The sequence below is a fragment of the Streptomyces sp. NPDC045431 genome, assembly GCF_040646655.1.
In the GTDB taxonomy this organism is placed as follows: Bacteria; Actinomycetota; Actinomycetes; order Streptomycetales; family Streptomycetaceae; genus Streptomyces.
This window is the reverse complement of record NZ_JBEZAQ010000008.1, coordinates 206,518-223,357: the sequence shown is the minus strand read 5'-3', so window position 1 is coordinate 223,357 and position 16,840 is coordinate 206,518. Positions and strand designations below refer to the sequence as shown.

General features: G+C 72.3%; 12 protein-coding genes. 5 read left to right on the top strand and 7 right to left on the bottom strand.

What is annotated here, in order from left to right:
- Nucleotides 1-66 precede the first annotated feature (66 nt).
- From AB0A69_RS19525 to AB0A69_RS19505, 5 genes are all read right to left on the bottom strand, one after another.
- A complete protein-coding gene (locus AB0A69_RS19525) occupies nt 67-2,916 on the bottom strand; it encodes a glycoside hydrolase family 48 protein (RefSeq protein ID WP_361423025.1) in 2,850 nt (949 codons plus the stop codon).
- 245 nt (nt 2,917-3,161) lie between these two features.
- A complete protein-coding gene (locus tag AB0A69_RS19520) occupies nt 3,162-3,881 on the bottom strand; it encodes a DUF4328 domain-containing protein (protein ID WP_361423022.1) in 720 nt (239 codons plus the stop codon).
- A gap of 417 nt (nt 3,882-4,298) precedes the next feature.
- Nucleotides 4,299-5,210: a hypothetical protein gene (locus AB0A69_RS19515; RefSeq protein ID WP_361423019.1), complete on the bottom strand. Its 912-nt coding sequence runs from the start codon at nt 5,208-5,210 to the stop codon at nt 4,299-4,301.
- Nucleotides 5,211-5,634: 424 nt separating this feature from the next.
- A complete protein-coding gene (locus AB0A69_RS19510) occupies nt 5,635-6,663 on the bottom strand; it encodes a LacI family DNA-binding transcriptional regulator (RefSeq protein WP_361423016.1) in 1,029 nt (342 codons plus the stop codon).
- 349 nt (nt 6,664-7,012) lie between these two features.
- A complete protein-coding gene (locus AB0A69_RS19505) occupies nt 7,013-8,128 on the bottom strand; it encodes an amidase domain-containing protein (protein ID WP_361423013.1) in 1,116 nt (371 codons plus the stop codon).
- Between the two features lie 451 nt (nt 8,129-8,579).
- On the opposite strand from AB0A69_RS19505, the gene AB0A69_RS19500 reads away from it, so the two are divergent.
- The 5 genes from AB0A69_RS19500 to AB0A69_RS19480 all read left to right on the top strand — a co-directional run bounded on the left by AB0A69_RS19500 (nt 8,580) and on the right by AB0A69_RS19480 (nt 14,656).
- Nucleotides 8,580-9,980, top strand: coding sequence for an ABC transporter substrate-binding protein (locus AB0A69_RS19500; protein ID WP_361423010.1), 1,401 nt, complete (start codon nt 8,580-8,582; stop codon nt 9,978-9,980).
- Nucleotides 9,981-10,068: 88 nt separating this feature from the next.
- On the top strand, nt 10,069-11,088 hold the full coding sequence (locus tag AB0A69_RS19495) for a sugar ABC transporter permease (RefSeq protein WP_361423007.1): 1,020 nt from the start codon (nt 10,069-10,071) through the stop codon (nt 11,086-11,088).
- Entirely contained in the window at nt 11,085-11,963 is an 879-nt protein-coding gene (locus AB0A69_RS19490) for a carbohydrate ABC transporter permease (RefSeq protein ID WP_361423004.1), read from the top strand. Before AB0A69_RS19495 ends, AB0A69_RS19490 begins: the two co-directional genes overlap by 4 nt.
- A gap of 298 nt (nt 11,964-12,261) precedes the next feature.
- On the top strand, nt 12,262-13,704 hold the full coding sequence (locus AB0A69_RS19485; RefSeq protein WP_361423001.1) for a GH1 family beta-glucosidase: 1,443 nt from the start codon (nt 12,262-12,264) through the stop codon (nt 13,702-13,704).
- 166 nt (nt 13,705-13,870) lie between these two features.
- Nucleotides 13,871-14,656 carry an alpha/beta hydrolase gene (locus AB0A69_RS19480; protein ID WP_361423206.1) on the top strand — a complete coding sequence of 262 codons (786 nt, stop codon included), beginning with the start codon at nt 13,871-13,873 and terminating at the stop codon, nt 14,654-14,656.
- Nucleotides 14,657-14,704: 48 nt separating this feature from the next.
- Here the strand turns inward: AB0A69_RS19480 and AB0A69_RS19475 are convergent, their stop codons facing one another.
- Both AB0A69_RS19475 and AB0A69_RS19470 read right to left on the bottom strand, forming a co-directional pair.
- Nucleotides 14,705-16,102 carry a HAMP domain-containing sensor histidine kinase gene (locus AB0A69_RS19475; RefSeq protein ID WP_361422998.1) on the bottom strand — a complete coding sequence of 466 codons (1,398 nt, stop codon included), beginning with the start codon at nt 16,100-16,102 and terminating at the stop codon, nt 14,705-14,707.
- Complete coding sequence (locus tag AB0A69_RS19470) at nt 16,099-16,788, bottom strand: response regulator transcription factor (RefSeq protein WP_361422995.1); 690 nt, start codon at nt 16,786-16,788, stop codon at nt 16,099-16,101. The genes AB0A69_RS19475 and AB0A69_RS19470 overlap by 4 nt, the downstream gene beginning before the upstream one ends.
- Nucleotides 16,789-16,840 lie beyond the last annotated feature (52 nt).

Here is a 16,840-nt window from a genome sequence, read left to right as displayed (position 1 = left end):
GGCCGTGGCCGTGGGACGGCACGGCCCTCCCGGGCGGCGGGGCCGTCGCCCCTCCCGGGTGACGGGCTATTCGAGGAGCTCCGCGTACGAGCCCATGGCCAGGGCGATGTCCGCCTGGGCCCAGAAGCGGTGGTACGTGAAGACCGGCGCGGCGCCGCCCTTCAGATAGGCCTCGACCTTCGACCAGGCCGGGTCGTCCTCGTAGAAGGAGCGGATCGAGGCGAAGGTGGAGGAGGAGTCGACCCGGTCGCCGTTCGGCATGGTCCCGGTCCAGGCGCTCGGCACGTAGACGGGGTCGTCGAACCGGTTGTAGTCGGCGCGGGTCTCCGGGACGGCGATGCCCAGGGGGTCCTGGTGGTGGTCCCACATGCCGTCGAGGAGGGCCTTGGCGACCCGCTTGGCGTCCGCGTCACCGGACTTGGCGGCGTAGTACGTCAGGGTCTTGGCGTACGCGGCGGCCACGCCGACGTCGTTGGTGTAGTCGGCGACGGTGACGTGCAGTCCGGTGTTCGCGCCGGGCGCGGACGGGTTCCAGGTGTCGGGCCGGCCGGACCACTGGAGGGTGGACGGGATGCGGAAGGTGCCGTCGGGGTTGATGGTGGTCTTGGAGATGGCCCAGTCGACCCACTTGTCGAGGACGCTCTTGGCGAGGGCGTCACCGCTCTGGTGGTAGTACTCGGCGACCCGCTCCATGGACCACGCCTGGAAGCCGAACCACTGGTTGGACGGCGGGTCGTGGTAGACGGGCTTCTCGTCGTAGAAGAGGCCGTAGAAGGTGGGCGTGCCGGCCGGCGGGGTGGCGTAGCGGCCCTGCCAGCTGTTGGTCGCGCCGCCCGCGATGGCGCCTTCGGAGGACTGGAGCCAGCGGTAGAACTCCACCTGCCGGTCGAGGCTGGTCGCCCAGTCCTGTGCGCCGGTCGCCGACTTGGGCTTCAGCGGCGCGTACTCGCTGAGCGCGTACGCCGCGAGCGGGTTCTGGTAGCCGCCGTGGGCGTGGCTGGAGCCGATGCGCCAGGCCCAGCCGGCGTTGCTGTCGGTGGCGCCGCCCCAGGCGTAGTACCAGCTCAGCAGGTAGTGCGCGCTGTTCTTGCCGGTGCCGGCGGGGCAGGTGGCCGGGCCGACGCAGTTGCCCGACTTCTTGAAGTACTTGTCGAACATGGCGTACCGCAGGTAGTCGCCCATCTTGGCGGCCTTGGCGACGGTCGCCGAGACCTGGGCGCCCTTGCCCTGCTGCTTGGCCCAGATGTCGGCCCAGTAGGCGGCCTGGACGGCGCGGGCGTCGGCGTCGGGGGCGTTGGTGAACTTCCACTGCTTGGCGTAGGAGGCGTCCCCGGTGAACAGGTCGAGGAAGCCGTTGCGTCCGCCGTAGGTGAAGTTGTCGCAGGTGGGGTGGGTGACGGTCTCCCAGACGGACTCCTGGGGGCCGCGCTGGAAGGTGTTGATGTACGACGGGCCGGTGGCCGTCGGTCCGGCGGAGCACTTGCCGGGCTCGTTGCCGAAGCCGTAGACGTTGTCGACGTCCTGGATCCAGTGCATGCCGTAGATCTCGTCCGTGCCGTACGCGCTCTTCAGCTCGCCCGCGATCGGGTCGGCGCCGGCGGGGACGCCGGAGTCGAGGCGTGCGGGGTACTGGGACGGGAGGTCGTGCTCGGGCGCGTACGTGGCCGGCTTGGAGGCGTTGTAGAAGGAGTTGGTCGGCTGGTCGGCACGGGTGGGGATCATGAACTTCTCCATGGTGTCCCACGCGCCGTTGAACTTCGTCCAGTCGCCGGTGATCTTCCCGTACATGGCCTGGAGCCAGATCAGGTAGCTGTACGCCTCCGACGTCGTCTCGTGGCCGTGGTCCGGCGCCTCGACGATGAGCGTCTCGACCGAGTGGTACGGGATGCCCTCCGGCGAGAAGTAGCCGTTGGCCGGGTTGGTGATCCTCGCGTGCAGGTCGAGGAAGCGGGCGTCGTACGTCGAGTCGGCGGCCAGCTGCGTGACGGTGACCTCGGCCTTGGTGTGGCCGGGGGCGGTGGCCGTGAAGACGGCCGATCCGGTGCCGGTGGGCGCGGCGGTCACGGTCACCTTCTGGGCGGTGTTCCAGTTCGCCGGGGTGAAGGTGAGGGTGGCGGGCGCGGCGGTGAGGCCCGTGTTGCCCGAGGTGCGGGCGACGGTCACCGTGACGTTCGCGGACGGCTGGGTGGAGAGCTTCAGGTCGAACGTGCCGCTGGAGCCCTGGCGTACGCCGAGCTGGGCGGGGCTCGCCACGAGCGCGGCACCGGCGGCCACGGTGATGCCGACGGGCGCGGACTCGGCGGAGGCGCCCCGGTTGTCGTACGCCTTGGCGTACAGCGAGTGGGTGCCGGCGGTGAGGCCGGTCGCGCTGTGGGTGAACGGCGCGGTGGTGTCCGTACCGAGGAGGGTGGTGTCGCGGTAGAACTCCACCTTGGTGACGGTCGCCCCGTCGGCGGCCGCGGCGGTGGCGGCCATCGGGACGGGGTCGCCCGCCGTGAAGACGGCGCCCGCGGCCGGGCTGGTCAGCACGGCGACGGGCGGCTTGTGCGCCCCGGCGCAGGGCTCGCCGTTGACGGCGAAGGCGGCGGGGGCGGTGTTGGCGCCGGTGTAGGTGAACTGCCCGCCGGCGGTGACGGCCGCGCCCGCGGCGACGGTCCGGTTCCAGTCGGCGTTGCGGAGGGTGACGGTCTTGCCGGACTGCGACCAGACGCCGTTCCAGCCGTTGGTGAGCTTCTGGTCACCGGCCTGGTCGTAGGTGACGGTCCAGCCGGTGAGGGGCGCGGTGCCCCGGTTGGTGAGCGTGACCTCGGCGGTGAAGCCGGAGCCCCAGTCGTTGGCCACCTTGTAGTCGACGCTGCACTGGACGGCGGCGGCCTGGGCTGCCGTCGCGGGTGCGGGGGCGCCGACGGCGGCCATGCCCAGCGGTAACGCGAGGGCGACGACGACGGCGGCGGTTGAGCGGGGCCTTGACCTGCCTCTGAGCCAGGTTCCGGCTCTGTTTCTGGTTCGGGTTCCCGGTGACATGTGCCTGCTTCTCCTCGCGGCTCGGGGAGGGTCGGGGGTGAGCACAAGCGGTGAACATGTGGGAGCGCTCCCACTATGGGGAGGGCCGCGGGAGGGGTCAAGGTGCGGGAAGAGTCGAAGAAATTCGACGGGGGCGGCTACGCCGGAAGCCCTGGCTCGGGTGCGGGCGCGGACGTGGCGGGAGGTACGGGGGCGGTGGGAGATGCAGGGGCGGTGGGAGGTACGGGGGCAGCGGTGGGCGCGGGCTGCGCGCGCTCCAGCGCCCGGGCGTGCTGCATGCCCGTCAGCTTGTGCACGAAGCGGATCGCGAGCAGCGCGGCGAGGATGTCGAGGGCATGGGCCACCACGAGCAGCTCGGTCGCGGACACGATGTCGTACGGGCTCTCCGCCCGCTCGTACTGCCGGTCGGCCACGCGCGTGACCAGCCAGGCGATGACGAAGGCGCCCCACCACAGGTTCACGGGCGTTCGGGGCTCGTGCTCGTCGCCCGCGTACGGCTGGGACCGGCTCGCGGTCCACACCTGGGCGGCGATGCCGCGCGGGATCCACAGGGCCGCGAAGGGGATGAACCAGGAGCCGATCGCCCAGCCCGCGCCCCGGTCGAGCAGGTCGGGGGCGAAGACGTCCGCGTTCTTGCGGACCCGGTGGAACCAGATGATGAAGACGACGGCGGTGGCAAGGAAGGCGAGCGACTGGAGGACCGACGTGACGAGCATGAACAGGTCCGCCCGGCTGCCCTCGGCCTCCGTGTAGAAGGCGAAGAGGCGGTCCCCGGCCGGGGCGAACAGGCCCCGCATGGTGAGGGCGGCGCCGATCACCGCGGCGTCGGTGAGCGCGACGACGCCGAGCAGGATCATCACGGCCCGCCCGAGCCCGACGGGCGACCGCAGGACCGCGGACCTCGTGGACGCGCACGCGGCGCAGCGGCCATCGTCGGTCGTCGCCGTCCGGCCACGGCAGTTGGAGCACGGCATCACGGAAGAACCCCCAGGGAACACGGACGCGACCGGAGAACGCCGTGCGCACGCGGTACGGGCACGGGCGGCCGCCTGCGGACGATATGTCCGCACGGCGGCCGCCGTCCACCGCGAATACGCGGGTGAGGCACCGGACTAGGCGCCCACGGGTCCTTCAGCGGCTCGTCAGTGGATCCGAAAGAAGGGCGGACTGCCGTACAGCGCCTCCCGGTTGGCCACGACGCACCCCTCCGGCACCGCCGGCAGCTTCCCGTGCGTGCTCAGCGGCACCTTCTGATCCCTCTCCACCGGGGGTGATCAGCCCTTGGCGAGTACGTCGGCGGCCCTGCGCATCCGGTCCTCGTTGGACTTCTTCACCTCGGCGAGCGCCTTCGCGTTCCTCTCCAGCGTGCGCTTCTGGTACGCGGTCTCCACCGCCAGCCACACCCCGGCCAGGTTGGTCTCGACCTTGCACGTCACGTCCGCGGTCGCGATGCGGCGTTCGGTGTCCGTCGCCGTCTCCGACTTGCCCCACTCGGGGTCGTTGTTGGCCGCCCAGGGGTCGTCGTAGTCGTGCCCGGCCTCGCTCATGCAGTCGCTCCACTTGGCGAACGCCTTCACCACCTGGGGGTCTTGCTCGGCGCGCTCGGCGTCCTCGACGACGAGCCGCTCGATGTAGTCGTCGCTGGTGGTGTCGGCCTTGTCCATGGACTTCTTGCCGTTGAGCCGGGCCCGCGCCTCCAGTACGCACGCGCCCGCCGCCTGCTGCGCGGCCTCGGACGTGTCCTGCCCCGCCTCCCGCTCCTTGGCGCCCGGGCCGGTCTGTGCGGGGCCGTGGTAGCCGGTCCGGCCGGCCTCCGCCGGGTCGAGGACGCCGTACCTGCGGACGTGCCGGTTCCCCCCTGCCGGGGCGGGCCGCTGCGGCGCGGCCCACGAGAAGCCCCGCGCGGTCATGCAGGCCGCGACGAGCTTGTCCTGCGCGAGCTGGAGTTGACGCGCCTGCGCGGGAGTGAGCTCGTACGCGTCCAGGGGGAAGGCGAGTTGCTCCGCGCTGGTGACGGTGGTGACCGCACCGATCGCGATGGGGCCGCTCCCGGCACCGTCCGCGGAGTCGGCCGCCCCCGTGCCCGCGCACCCGGACAGCGTGACGGCGGCCAGCGCGAGGGCGACCGGTGCGGAGCGGCGCCGCGCGAGGTGAGGGAGGGGGCGGGAGAGGATCGATGCGGCCAAGGCAGGGTCCGTTCTGGAAGGGCGGGGCGCCGGGCACCGGTCAGAAGTCGCACTGGCTGCAGCCGCTGACCCCGCCGTCCTTCCAGCAGGGAGAGCTGTACGCGTCGTCGTACGCACCGGTATCGAGCCGGGCGGAAGGGAGGGGCAGGCCCGGAGCGATACGGGCGGGAGGGGTGGAGAAACATGGGGGGAGAACCAGAAACGGGAGAGGTGGTCCCGGGCGCACCATGAGCGGCGTCTGTATGGCCGGAAAGAAGCGGTGCGGGGGAGAACATATGGGCCCCGGGCGATCTTTGACAAGGCCCGAGGGCTCCTCGCTGACCAGCAAGTTCGCCTGATTGTTTCGGCCCGGCGCCCTACCCGGAGTAACCCGTTCCGTCGCCGCCCTCACGCTGGCCCGCGTCGCCCACGCGGCTCACCCCCCTCACGTCGACTCCCGCACCACCAGCTCCGTCGGCAGCACCAGCTGTCGCGGTTCCGCGGCCGTGCCCGTGACCTCCTGGAGGAGGATGCGGGCCATCCGGCGGCCCATCTCCTCGATCGGCTGGCGCACGCTCGTGAGCGCCGGGTCCATCAGGCGCGCCACCGCCGAGTCGTCGACGCCGATGAGCGCCACGTCGTCCGGTACGCGGCGGCCCGCGTCCCGCAGGACTCCGCGCGCGCCCGCCGCCATGACGTCCGACGCGGCGAAGACGCCGTCGAGGTCGGGGCAGCGCTCCAGCAGCTCGCGCATGGCCCGGCGGCCGCCCTCCTCGGTGAAGTCGCCCGCGGCCACGAGCCGGTCGTCCGCCGGGAGGCCCGCCGCCTCGATGCCCTGGCGGTAGCCGTCGAGGCGGCACTGCGCCACGTACATGTCGAGCGGCCCCGTGATGGTGGCGATCCGGCGGCGGCCCCGCGCGGCGAGGTGGCCGACCGCCGAACGGCCGGCCCCGACGTTGTCGGAGTCGACGTACGCGCCCGGCTCCGCCTCGGAGCGGCGGCCGTTGAGCACGGCGGGCAGCCCCAGCTCCTGGACGAGGTCGGGCAGCGGGTCGTCGCCGTGGACCGAGACCAGCAGGACGCCGTCCACGCGCTGTGCGGCGAGGTACTGCTCGAAGCGCTGCCGCTCCTTGCTGGAGCGGATCAGCGTGAGCAGCAGCTGCACGTCCGCGTCCGCCAGCTCGGCGCTGACACCCCGGATGATGTCGAGGAAGTACGGCTCCGCGAACAGCCGCGCCTCGGTCTCCGGGATCACGAGCGCGACGGCGTCCGTGCGGGCGCCCGCGAGCGCGCGGGCCGCGCGGTTGGGGACGTACCCGAGCTCGGCGATGGCCTGGCCGACCGCCTCCTTCGCGCGGTCGCTCACCCGCGGCGAGCCGTTGATCACCCGCGACACCGTGCCGCGCCCGACCCCCGCCCGGGCCGCGACCTCCTCCAGCGTGGGCCTGCCGGTCTGCCGTCCGCTCACCGCCATCGGCCTCCCATCGAACGTTTCTCCCTCAGAGGGGTGTGACCCAGTCAACCTAGAGGGTGCCCCCTGCACGGCCCGAAGGGGAGTACCGGTTACACCCCCACGATCTTGGGAGCGCTCCCACCGTAAGCCACGAGGCCACCGGGGCGCCAGCCACCGATCGCCCGGTGCGAGACCGCCCGGGTCCACCCGCACCTGCGGCAGAGCGCGGACGCGAGCGGGGGGCGTGCACGGACGCGAGCGCGGGGGGCGTGCGTGGACGCGGGGCAGGGAGCGCGCGCGGAGGCGGAGGCAGGGAACGTGCGCGGGCGCGGGGGCGGCGGGTTCCCGGGACCCCCGCGCCGTCGGCGCATCAGGTGCGGTAGGCGTAGTAGAGCGCGTTCGGGTAGGACGCGATGAGGCTCGCCACCGACTTCCGGTAGGTGTCGGTCGAGTGGTAGGTCAGGTACGGCGTCCCGTAACGGCTCCGGTACGTGGTCATCATGGTGTGGTCCTTGGACCCGTCCCGGTCGAAGTCCACCTGGAGCACATCGCCGATGCCCATGTCGTACACGTTGCCCAGGTTGGTCGTCCGCTTGCTGTGCAGCGCGAACCACGACCACTCGTTGGCACCCACGAACGATACGGAGGCGCCCAGGGTGGGGTCGTACCACCAGTTGGTGTAGTCCGAGTAGAGCCCCGGATCGTGCTTCCAGCCGCCCGCCTTCAGGGCCTGGCTGATGAAGTTCGTGCAGTCACCGCCGGCGCTGTTGTACGCCGGGTAGGCGGGGTTGTAGTTGCTCCAGTACTTCTCGGCGTAGGCCGCCATCGCCTGGTAGTCGTAACCGGCGGTGCCCGGGGGCTTCTGCGTCTGCTGCGAGGGCCGCCGGGTCGAGGCGGGCGTCGCCGAGGGTACGCCCGTGTCCGCCGCGGCCGCCGCCGTCCGCGCCGCGAAGGGCTCGTTGATGGCGACGGGGCCCTCGTCCGTGGACCTCATGCCCGTCAGTTCCCACGTGCCGCGCGGCGTGAAGGCGAAGCTCAGCTCGTGGTGGGCCTGGAATCCGGTGGTCGCCGGCTCGTCGCCGCGGATCCTCTTGTACGTCAGGGTCGTGGTCTCGGTGACCCTGACCGTGGCGCGGCGGTCCTTGACGCGCGTCTTGTCCACGCGTACGTCGGTGGTGGCCGCGGTGTACACCTCACCCAGTGCGGCGAGCCGGTCCTTCCGGGACCGCAGTGAGGACACCGCCTCCTTCTCCGACCGCGCCACCCCGGCGGACAGGCCGGCCCTCCGGTCCGTCATCGGCGTGGAACGCCGTGCCTGGCCGTTGTCGAGCAGGGCCGCCGTACGCTGCGTCAGTACGGCGTCGGCCAGCTTCTCGAACGAGGCCGTCGTGGCACCGTCCACCGTCGGCTTCGCGGCCGCCTCGGCCTCCGGGTCGCCACCCGCGAAGGCGGTGGGCAGCAGGACGGCCGATGCGGCGACTGCCAATACGGCCCCCAGGGCGGATCTGAACGTCGATCGCTTCACGAAGTCTTCCCCTTGTCACCCGGTCCCGCGCGGGCCGGGCGACGGAATGTTCGCACGACCTTCCGTTATGTGGAGCCGTGGTGAATGTCGCAGGATTGCCACAATTCCGCGGCGCGGGGCCGGGAAAGCGCCGGCAGCAGGTCAAGTGACCTCCGTCGACAGGCACTTCGCGGCGCTGGATCGCGAACGGCGGCGGCCGGCCACGCGGCTTGACACCAGCCCGACGCCGGACGTGACACCGGACGGGCACCCGACGGGCACCCGACGGGCGCCCGTCGGACACCGGTCGAGCCCTCGACGTCCTGCGGACGTCCCTGCGTACGGAGCTGCTCCAATTCGCGCCCATCCCTTGACACCCACCCTCGTGACCCAACATCGTGGGAGCGCTCCCACAGACGACGAGGAGAGTTGAATGCGCCCTTCCAGCACGTCCGGCGGCAGAACGCGCGCCGGAGCGCCCGGCCGCCGCCCCACGCGCCCCGCGGGTACCGGGCGCCGCACGCGCACCGCGTACACCGGAGCCGCCGCCGCAGTCGCGGCCTGCGCGGTCCTGCTCACCGGCTGCGGCGACGGCGGCGGTTCCGGCCAGGCAGCCGGCGACGAGAAGATCACCCTGCGCATCGGAACCTTCGGCTCCTTCGGCTACGACGACAAGAACGGGGCCAAGCTCTACGCCGAGTACGAGAGGCTCCACCCGAACATCAAGATCGAGGAATCGAACGTCGCGGACGGCCAGAAGTACTGGGACACGCTGAAGCTCCGCCTCTCCCGCAACAGCGGCCTCGCCGACATCCAGGCCATCGAGGTCGGTTACATCGCGGAGGCCACCGGCCCCGCCATGGCGAACAAGTGGGTGGACCTCTCCAAGAGCGGCGGCGCCGACACGTCCGCCTTCCTCGACTGGAAGGTCAAGCAGGCCACGACCGTCGACGGCAAGGTCATCGGCCTCGGCACCGACATCGGCCCGATGGCCATCTGCTACAACAAGGACCTCTTCGCCAAGGCCAAGCTGCCCACCGACCGCACCCAGGTCGCCCGGCTCTGGGCCGGCGACTGGGCGAAGTTCGTCGCCACCGGCAAGACGTACCAGAAGAACGCCCCGGCCGGGACCGCCTTCCACGACTCCGCGAGCGGCCTGTTCAACGCCGTGCTCTCCAGCCAGCCCCTCCAGTACGCCAACGAGAAGGGCGAGTTGGACTACGCCAACAGCCCCGGCGTGAAGAAGGCGTGGGACCTCGCCGTCGAGGCCGCGCAGAGCGGCATCACCGCCAAACTGCGGCAGTTCGACGAGAAGGGCAGCTGGAACGCCGGGTTCAAGAACTCCGCCTTCGCCACCGTCGCCTGCCCGAGCTGGATGACCGGCATCATCAAGGACCAGGCCGGACCGGCCAACCAGGGCAAGTGGGACATCGCCGCGCCGCCGGTCGCGGGCAACTGGGGTGGCTCCTTCCTCGCCGTACCGAAGTCCGGCAAGCACGCGGAGGAGGCCGCGAAGCTCGCCGCCTGGCTGACCGCGCCCGAGCAGCACGCCAAGGTGTTCGGGGTCAACGGCAACATCCCCTCCACCAAGGCCACCCTCGCCTCCGCCACCGTCCAGAACGCCAAGATCCCGTACTTCGGCGACACCCCCGTCGGCAGGATCTACTCCGAGGCCGCGGCCGGCATCACACCCGCGCCGGTCAGCCGCTACGACGGCCAGGTGAAGACCTTCATCACCGACAACGGCATCCTCGACATCGAGCAGCGCGGCACCGCGCCCGACGCCGCCTGGGAGAACGTCAAGAAGCTGGTCGACGACAAGATCGATCAGTAGCGGGGCGCCCCTGAGGCGGGGTGGCCGCCCGGCGCTCCCCCGCCGGACGGCCACCCCGCCCCGTACCGACCTGGAAGGAATGCCCCTCGTGGCCACCTCCGTCCGTGCGGCGACCGATGGCGGCACCGCGCCACCGCCGCCCACGCCCTCGCCGCCGCCCCGTGCCGTACGCGCGGGCAGCGGCTGGCGCAGCCGCCTCTACCGCTGGGACCTCAAGGCGACCCCGTACGCCTTCGTCTCGCCGTTCTTCCTCTGCTTCGCGGCCTTCGGGCTCTTCCCCCTGATCTACACGGGCTGGCTGTCGCTGCACCGCGTGGAGCTCGGCGGTGAGGCGGAGTGGCGCGGCTTCGACAACTACACGGGCCTGTGGGACAGCGAGTTCTTCTGGCGGGCACTCGCCAACACCTTCACCATCGGGGTCATCTCGACCGTTCCGCAGCTGCTGATGGCGCTGGGGCTCGCGCACCTGCTCAACTACAAGCTGCGCGGCCGCGGTTTCTTCCGGGTCGCGGTCCTCGCCCCGTACGCCACCTCGATCGCCGCCGCGACGCTCGTCTTCGCGCAGCTGTTCAACAGCGACTACGGCCTCGTCAACACCGTCCTGGGGTGGGTCGGTTTCGACCCCGTCGACTGGGAGTCGTCCAAGTGGCCGGCCCAGATCGCGATCTCGGTCATCGTCATCTGGCGCTGGACCGGCTACAACGCGCTGATCTACCTCGCCGCGATGCAGGCCGTTCCCCAGGACCTGTACGAGGCGGCCGCCCTCGACGGGGCGTCGCGCTGGCGCCAGTTCATCAGCGTGACCATTCCGTCCATCCGCCCGACCATCCTGTTCACGATCGTGGTCTCGACGATCGGGGCCACGCAGCTGTTCGGCGAGCCGATGCTGTTCGGCGGCAGCCTCGGGGTGAGCGGCGGCAGCGGCGGTCAGTACCAGACGCTGAGCCTGCTGATGTACGAGAAGGGCTGGGTCACCGGCGCCCTGGGGCAGGCGTCCGCCATCGCCTGGGTGATGCTGCTGCTCCTGCTGCTGATCGGCGCGGCGCGGCTGCTCGTCGCCCGCAAAGGGATCAAGGGGATCAAGGGCATCAAGGGAAGGACGTCATGAGCCTCGGAACACCGCTGAAGCGGCTCCGGCCGGCGCGGCCGGCGGCGGGGCGCCAGCACCACGCGGGCCCGCTGACGTACGTCCTCCTCGGCCTGGCCGCCCTCTTCTCGCTCTTCCCGCTGTACTGGAACCTCGTCGCGGCCTCGCACACCGGCGAGCGCGTGGTGGAGGCCCCGGCCCCGCTGCTGCCGGGACCGCGCCTCCTCGACAACCTCACCTTCGCCTGGAACCAGGTCGACATGGGCGAGGCGCTGGTCAACACCACGGTGGTGGCCGGTCTGGTGGCGGCGTCGACCGTGGTGTTCTCCACACTCGCCGGATTCGCCTTCGCCAAGCTGCCCTTCCGCGGCCGCAACGCGCTGCTCGCGCTGGTGGTGGCGACCATGACCATCCCGCCGCAGCTCAGCGTGATCCCGCTGTACCGGATCATCACCGATCTCGGGTGGGTGGACCAGCTCCAGTCCGTCGTCCTGCCGTCGCTGGTGGCCGCGTTCGGGGTGTTCTTCATGCGGCAGTACCTGCTGGAGGCGCTGCCCGTGGAGCTGGTCGAGGCGGCCCGGGTGGACGGCGCGCACAGCCTGCGCATCATCTGGCACGTGGTCTTCCCCGTCGCGCGCCCGGCGATGGCGGTGCTGGGCATGCTCGTCTTCGTCCAGGCGTGGAACGACTTCTTCTGGCCGTTCATCGCCCTCACGCCGGACGGCAACCCGACGCTTCAGGTGGCGCTCGCCGGCCTGGGCTCGGGCAACCACACCATCAACCAGGCGATCGTGCTGACGGGCGCCCTGATCTCCACCGTGCCGCTGCTGCTGGTCTTCGCCCTGCTCGGCAAGCACATCGTGGGCGGCATCACCTCGGGCGCGGTCAAGAGCTGAGGCCCACGCACCGCCGGGGCCGGCCCCCACGGGGCCCGGGCCAGGGGCGGCCACGGGGGGCGGGCCCGGGGGCGGCCACGGGTGGCAGGGCCGGGGCGGACGTCCGCGCTAGCGCCGTCGCCACCCGCCCCCACCCAATCCCCGGCACCCCGCGCCCCCACCCCAAGTCCCGTCACCCGGCCACCCGGCCGCTTCGCGCGCGCCCCCGTCCAGGCCCCCGGTCCGGCCCCCCGACATCAGCCTTCGTCCTCAACCCACCCCTACCCACCCCTCCTCTTCTCCCTGGGAGCGCTCCCATATGACTGCGTCCGACGCTCGCCCTCTCACCGCGACCCGTCAGTTCCCGCCCGGCTTCCTCTGGGGCGCCGCCACCGCCGCGTACCAGATCGAAGGCGCGGCCACCGAGGGCGGCCGCACCCCCTCCATCTGGGACACCTTCTCCCGCACACCGGGCAAGGTGTTCCAGGGTCACACCGGCGACGTGGCGACCGACCACTACCACCGCTTCCGCGACGACGTACGGCTCATGGCGGACCTCGGCCTGAGCGCGTACCGCTTCTCGGTCTCCTGGTCGCGCGTACAGCCCACCGGCCGCGGCCCCGCCGTCCAGAAGGGCCTCGACTTCTACCGCGAGCTCGTCGACGAGCTTCTCGCGCACGGCATCTCCCCGACCCTGACGCTCTACCACTGGGACCTGCCGCAGGAGCTGGAGGACGCGGGCGGCTGGCCGCACCGGGCCACCGCCGAGCGGTTCGGCGAGTACGCCGCCCTCGTCGCCGACGCGCTCGGCGACCGCGTCGGCCGCTGGATCACCCTCAACGAGCCATGGTGCACCGCCTTCCTCGGGTACGGCTCCGGCGTCCACGCCCCGGGCCGCACCGACCCCGTCGCCGCGCTGCGCGCCGCGCACCACCTCAATCTCGGGCACGGCCTCGCGGTCCAGGCGCTGCGGGCCGCCCTGCCGGCCGACGCCGAGGTGTCGGCCTCGCTCAACCTGCACGAGGTGCGGCCGCTGACCCCGGCGGCCGAGGACATCGACGCGGTACGCCGCATCGACGCGGTGGGCAACCGCGTCTGGCTCGGGCCCATGCTGGACGGGGGGTATCCGGAGGACCTGCTCGCGGACACGGCGGCGCTCACCGACTGGTCGTTCGTCCGGCCGGGCGACCTCACCGCCATCCACCAGCGCCTCGACTTCCTGGGCGTCAACTACTACACCCCCGCCGTGGTGGCGAAGATCCGCGACGGGGAGGCCGCCCCGCGCAACGACGGGCACGGCGCCAGCGCCCACTCGCCGTGGCCGGGCGCGGAGGACGTCGCGTTCCACCAGCCGCCCGGCGCGCGGACGGCGATGGGCTGGGCGGTCGACCCGACGGGCATGTACGACCTGCTGATGCGCCTGGCCGGCGAGCACCCGGGCCTGCCCCTGCTCATCACGGAGAACGGCGCGGCGTACGAGGACGAGGTCGCCGCCGACGGCTCGGTCCACGACCCGGACCGCATCGCCTACGTCCACGGGCACCTGGAAGCGGTGCACCGCGCGATCGCCGACGGCGCGGACGTACGCGGCTACTTCCTGTGGTCCCTGATGGACAACTTCGAGTGGTCGTACGGGTACGCCAAGCGGTTCGGTGCGGTGCACGTGGACTACGAGACGCAGGCGCGGACGCCGAAGTCGAGCGCGCACTGGTACGCGAAGGTGGCGCGGTCCGGCGAACTGCCGACGGTGGACGCGTCCTGACGCTTCGACACCCGGGGCCGGACCCGCGATTTATTTCTGTAGCGGTCGCTAGAAAAGGTGCTACGGTTGCACCAGATTTCCTAGCGACCGCTACAGAAACGAGGGGCCGCCCATGTCATCCACGTCCACCGCGTCATCCACGTCATCCGTGTCGGCCGCGTCATCCATGTCGGCCGCGCCCGCCTTCGCCCGCACCGTCCGCGGCACCTCCGGCCCCGGCCTCCTCCTCGCCCACGGCGCCGGTGGCGGCATCGAGGCCAACTACGGCCCGGTCCTCGACATCCTGGCCCAGGGGCGCCGCATCGTGGGCGTCGACTTCCCGGGTACGGGCGGCACGCCCCGCGCCGAGGGCGCCCTCGAAGTGGACGACCTCGCCGACGCCTTGGTCGCCGCGGCCGACGCGGAGGGCCTGGACCGGTTCGCCGTCTCCGGGTACTCGCTGGGCGGTTCGGTGGCCGTGCGGGTCGCCGCCCGGTACCCCGAGCGGGTCACGGCCCTGGTCCTGACCTCCGCGTTCGCCCAGCCCGACCACCGCACGCGGCTGGCCGCCGAGGTGTGGCGCGAGCTGTTCGTCAGCGGGCAGCGGGAGCTGATGGGCCGCTTCCTCGTACCGCTCGCGCTCAGCCCGGGACTGTTGGAGGCGCTGCCGCCCGAGCAGCTGGAGGCGGCGATCCGTTCCACGGGCGAGACCGCGCCGCCCGGGACGGGTGACCACGCCGACCTGGTGGCGCGCACCGACGTGCGCGCGGACCTGGCGGGCATAGCCGTACCGACGCTGGTGATCTCCACGACCGCGGACCGGCTCGTACCGCCCGCCCTGCACCGCGCCGTCGCCGCCGGCATCCCCGGCGCGCGCCTGGAGGAGCTGGCCACCGGGCACCTGCCGTTCGCCGAGGCGCCGGAGCAGTGGGGCAAGCTCATCACGTCGTTCCTCGACGAGCTGGAGGGGTGACGAGCCGGAGAGGTGCGGAAGGGCGCGCTCCGGCCGGGTGGGAGCCGACTAACGCGGGGCACGCCCGGCGCTCGTGCGGCGGCGGCGTACGACGCGGTGCCCGCGCCGCGCCGGGGCGTCGGCGCGCCCATCGCCCAGTCCGATCCAGATCCGGACCTCCGTGCCGCCCAGCACCGAGTGCCCGATCCGCACGTCGCCGCCGGTCGACTCGGCGACCCGGCGCACGATGTCGAGCCCGAGCCCCGTCGAGCCGTCCCGGCCGCCGCTGTTGCCGCGCGCCAGCGCCGCCTCCGGATCGGCGATGCCGGGACCGGCGTCCGAGACGAGGATGATCACGGCGTCGTCGCCGTTGTGGAGGTCCACCGAGAAGGCGGTGCCCTCCGGGGTGTGGCGGAAGACGTTGCCGAGCAGCGCGTCGAGCGCGGCGACGAGTTCGGGCCGGGCCACCGGGATGCGTACGGGCCGGTCGACACCCGCCACCCGCACCTTGCGCCCCTCGTCCTCCGCCAGCGCGGACCAGAAGTCCATCCGCTCCCGTACGACCTCCGAGGCGTCGCAGCCGGCGCCCGGACCGGTGGGCTGCGTCTGGGGCTTGGCCTCCCTGGCCGTGCGGATGATGACGTCGACCTCCCGCTCCAGCTGCTCGACGGCCGCGCGCGTCTGGTCGGCGGCGGGCCCGTCGCCCAGGGACGCGGCGTTGAGCCGCAGCACCGTCAGCGGGGTGCGCAGCCGGTGGGAGAGGTCGGCGGCGAGCTCGCGCTCGTTGGCGAGGAGCTGGACGACCTGATCGGCCATCGAGTTGAAGGCGACCGCGGCGGACTTCAGCTCCGTGGGCCCGTCTTCGGGGACGCGGGCGCCCAGCTTGCCCTCGCCGAGCTCGTGCGCGGCCCGCGCGAGGCGCTGGGCGGGCTGCACCATGCGCACGCCGAGCCGGTCGGCGACCGCGACGGACCCGACGACCAGCGCGGCCCCGACCCCGGCGAGGACCAGCCACGCGGTGGCGATGCCGTTGGTGACCTCCCCCTCGGGCACGTACACCTCGACGATCGCGATCCGGCCGGTGCTGATGGCGGTCGGCTGGAGCAGCGCGAAGCCGCCGGACACCTCGGTCGTCGAGGCGCGCGGCACCCGCTGCACGGTGGCGAGGTCCTTCGCGGCGGCCCGCCCCGTACCGATGGTCACGGCCTCGCCGCCCTCCCCCGGGCCGGGGATGTGGACGGCCATGCGCCCGGCGGCCCCGGCCTGCGTGGAGGCGACGGCGCGTTCCAGCTGGTCGCGGTCGGTGGTGATGGAGAGGGTGGGGCCGATGGCGGCGGCCTGCCGCTCGGCGTTGGTGAAGGCCCGGTCCCGTGCCATCTCCTTGATGACCAGGCCCAAGGGCACGGCGAAGGCCACCACGACCATCACCGTCACCGCCAGCGCCACCTTGACGAGCGCCCACCTCACAGCGGCGGCTCCAGCTTCACGCCCACACCCCGCAGCGTGTGCAGGTACCGCGGTCGGGCCGCCGTCTCGCCCAGCTTTCTGCGGAGCCATGACAGGTGGACGTCGATGGTCTGGTCGTCGCCGTACGACTGCTGCCACACCTCGGCGAGCAGCTCCTTGCGCGGGACGACCACGCCCGGCCGCCCGGCCAGGAAGGTCAGCAGGTCGAACTCCCGCCGCGTCAGGTCCAGGGGCACCCCGTCGAGTTCGGCCTGCCGCCGCAGCGGGTCGATGGACAGCCCGCCCACCTGGATCAGGCGCGGCGGCGGTACGTCCCCGGCCGCGGCGCGCGAGCGGCGCAGCACGGCGGCCATCCGCGCGGAGAGGTGCTCCACCGAGAAGGGCTTGGTGAGGTAGTCGTCGGCGCCGTCGTTCAGGAGCCGTACGATCTCGGCCTCGTCGTCCCGCGCGGTCGCGATGATCACCGGTACGTCGGTGATGCCGCGCAGCATCTTCAGGGCCTCCGACCCGTCCAGATCGGGCAGTCCGAGGTCCAGGATGACCACGTCGAAGCGGTGATGGGCCACTTCGCGCAGCGCCTCCAGGGCCGTGCCGACGCTCCGCACGGTGTGGCCGGCCTCGGACAGGTGCCGGATGAGGGCGGAGCGCACGAACTGGTCGTCCTCGACCACGAGCACACTTGCCATGGCCCGCACCGTACGCCATCCCTCATCCGTTCGGCGGAACGAGGGGGACCGG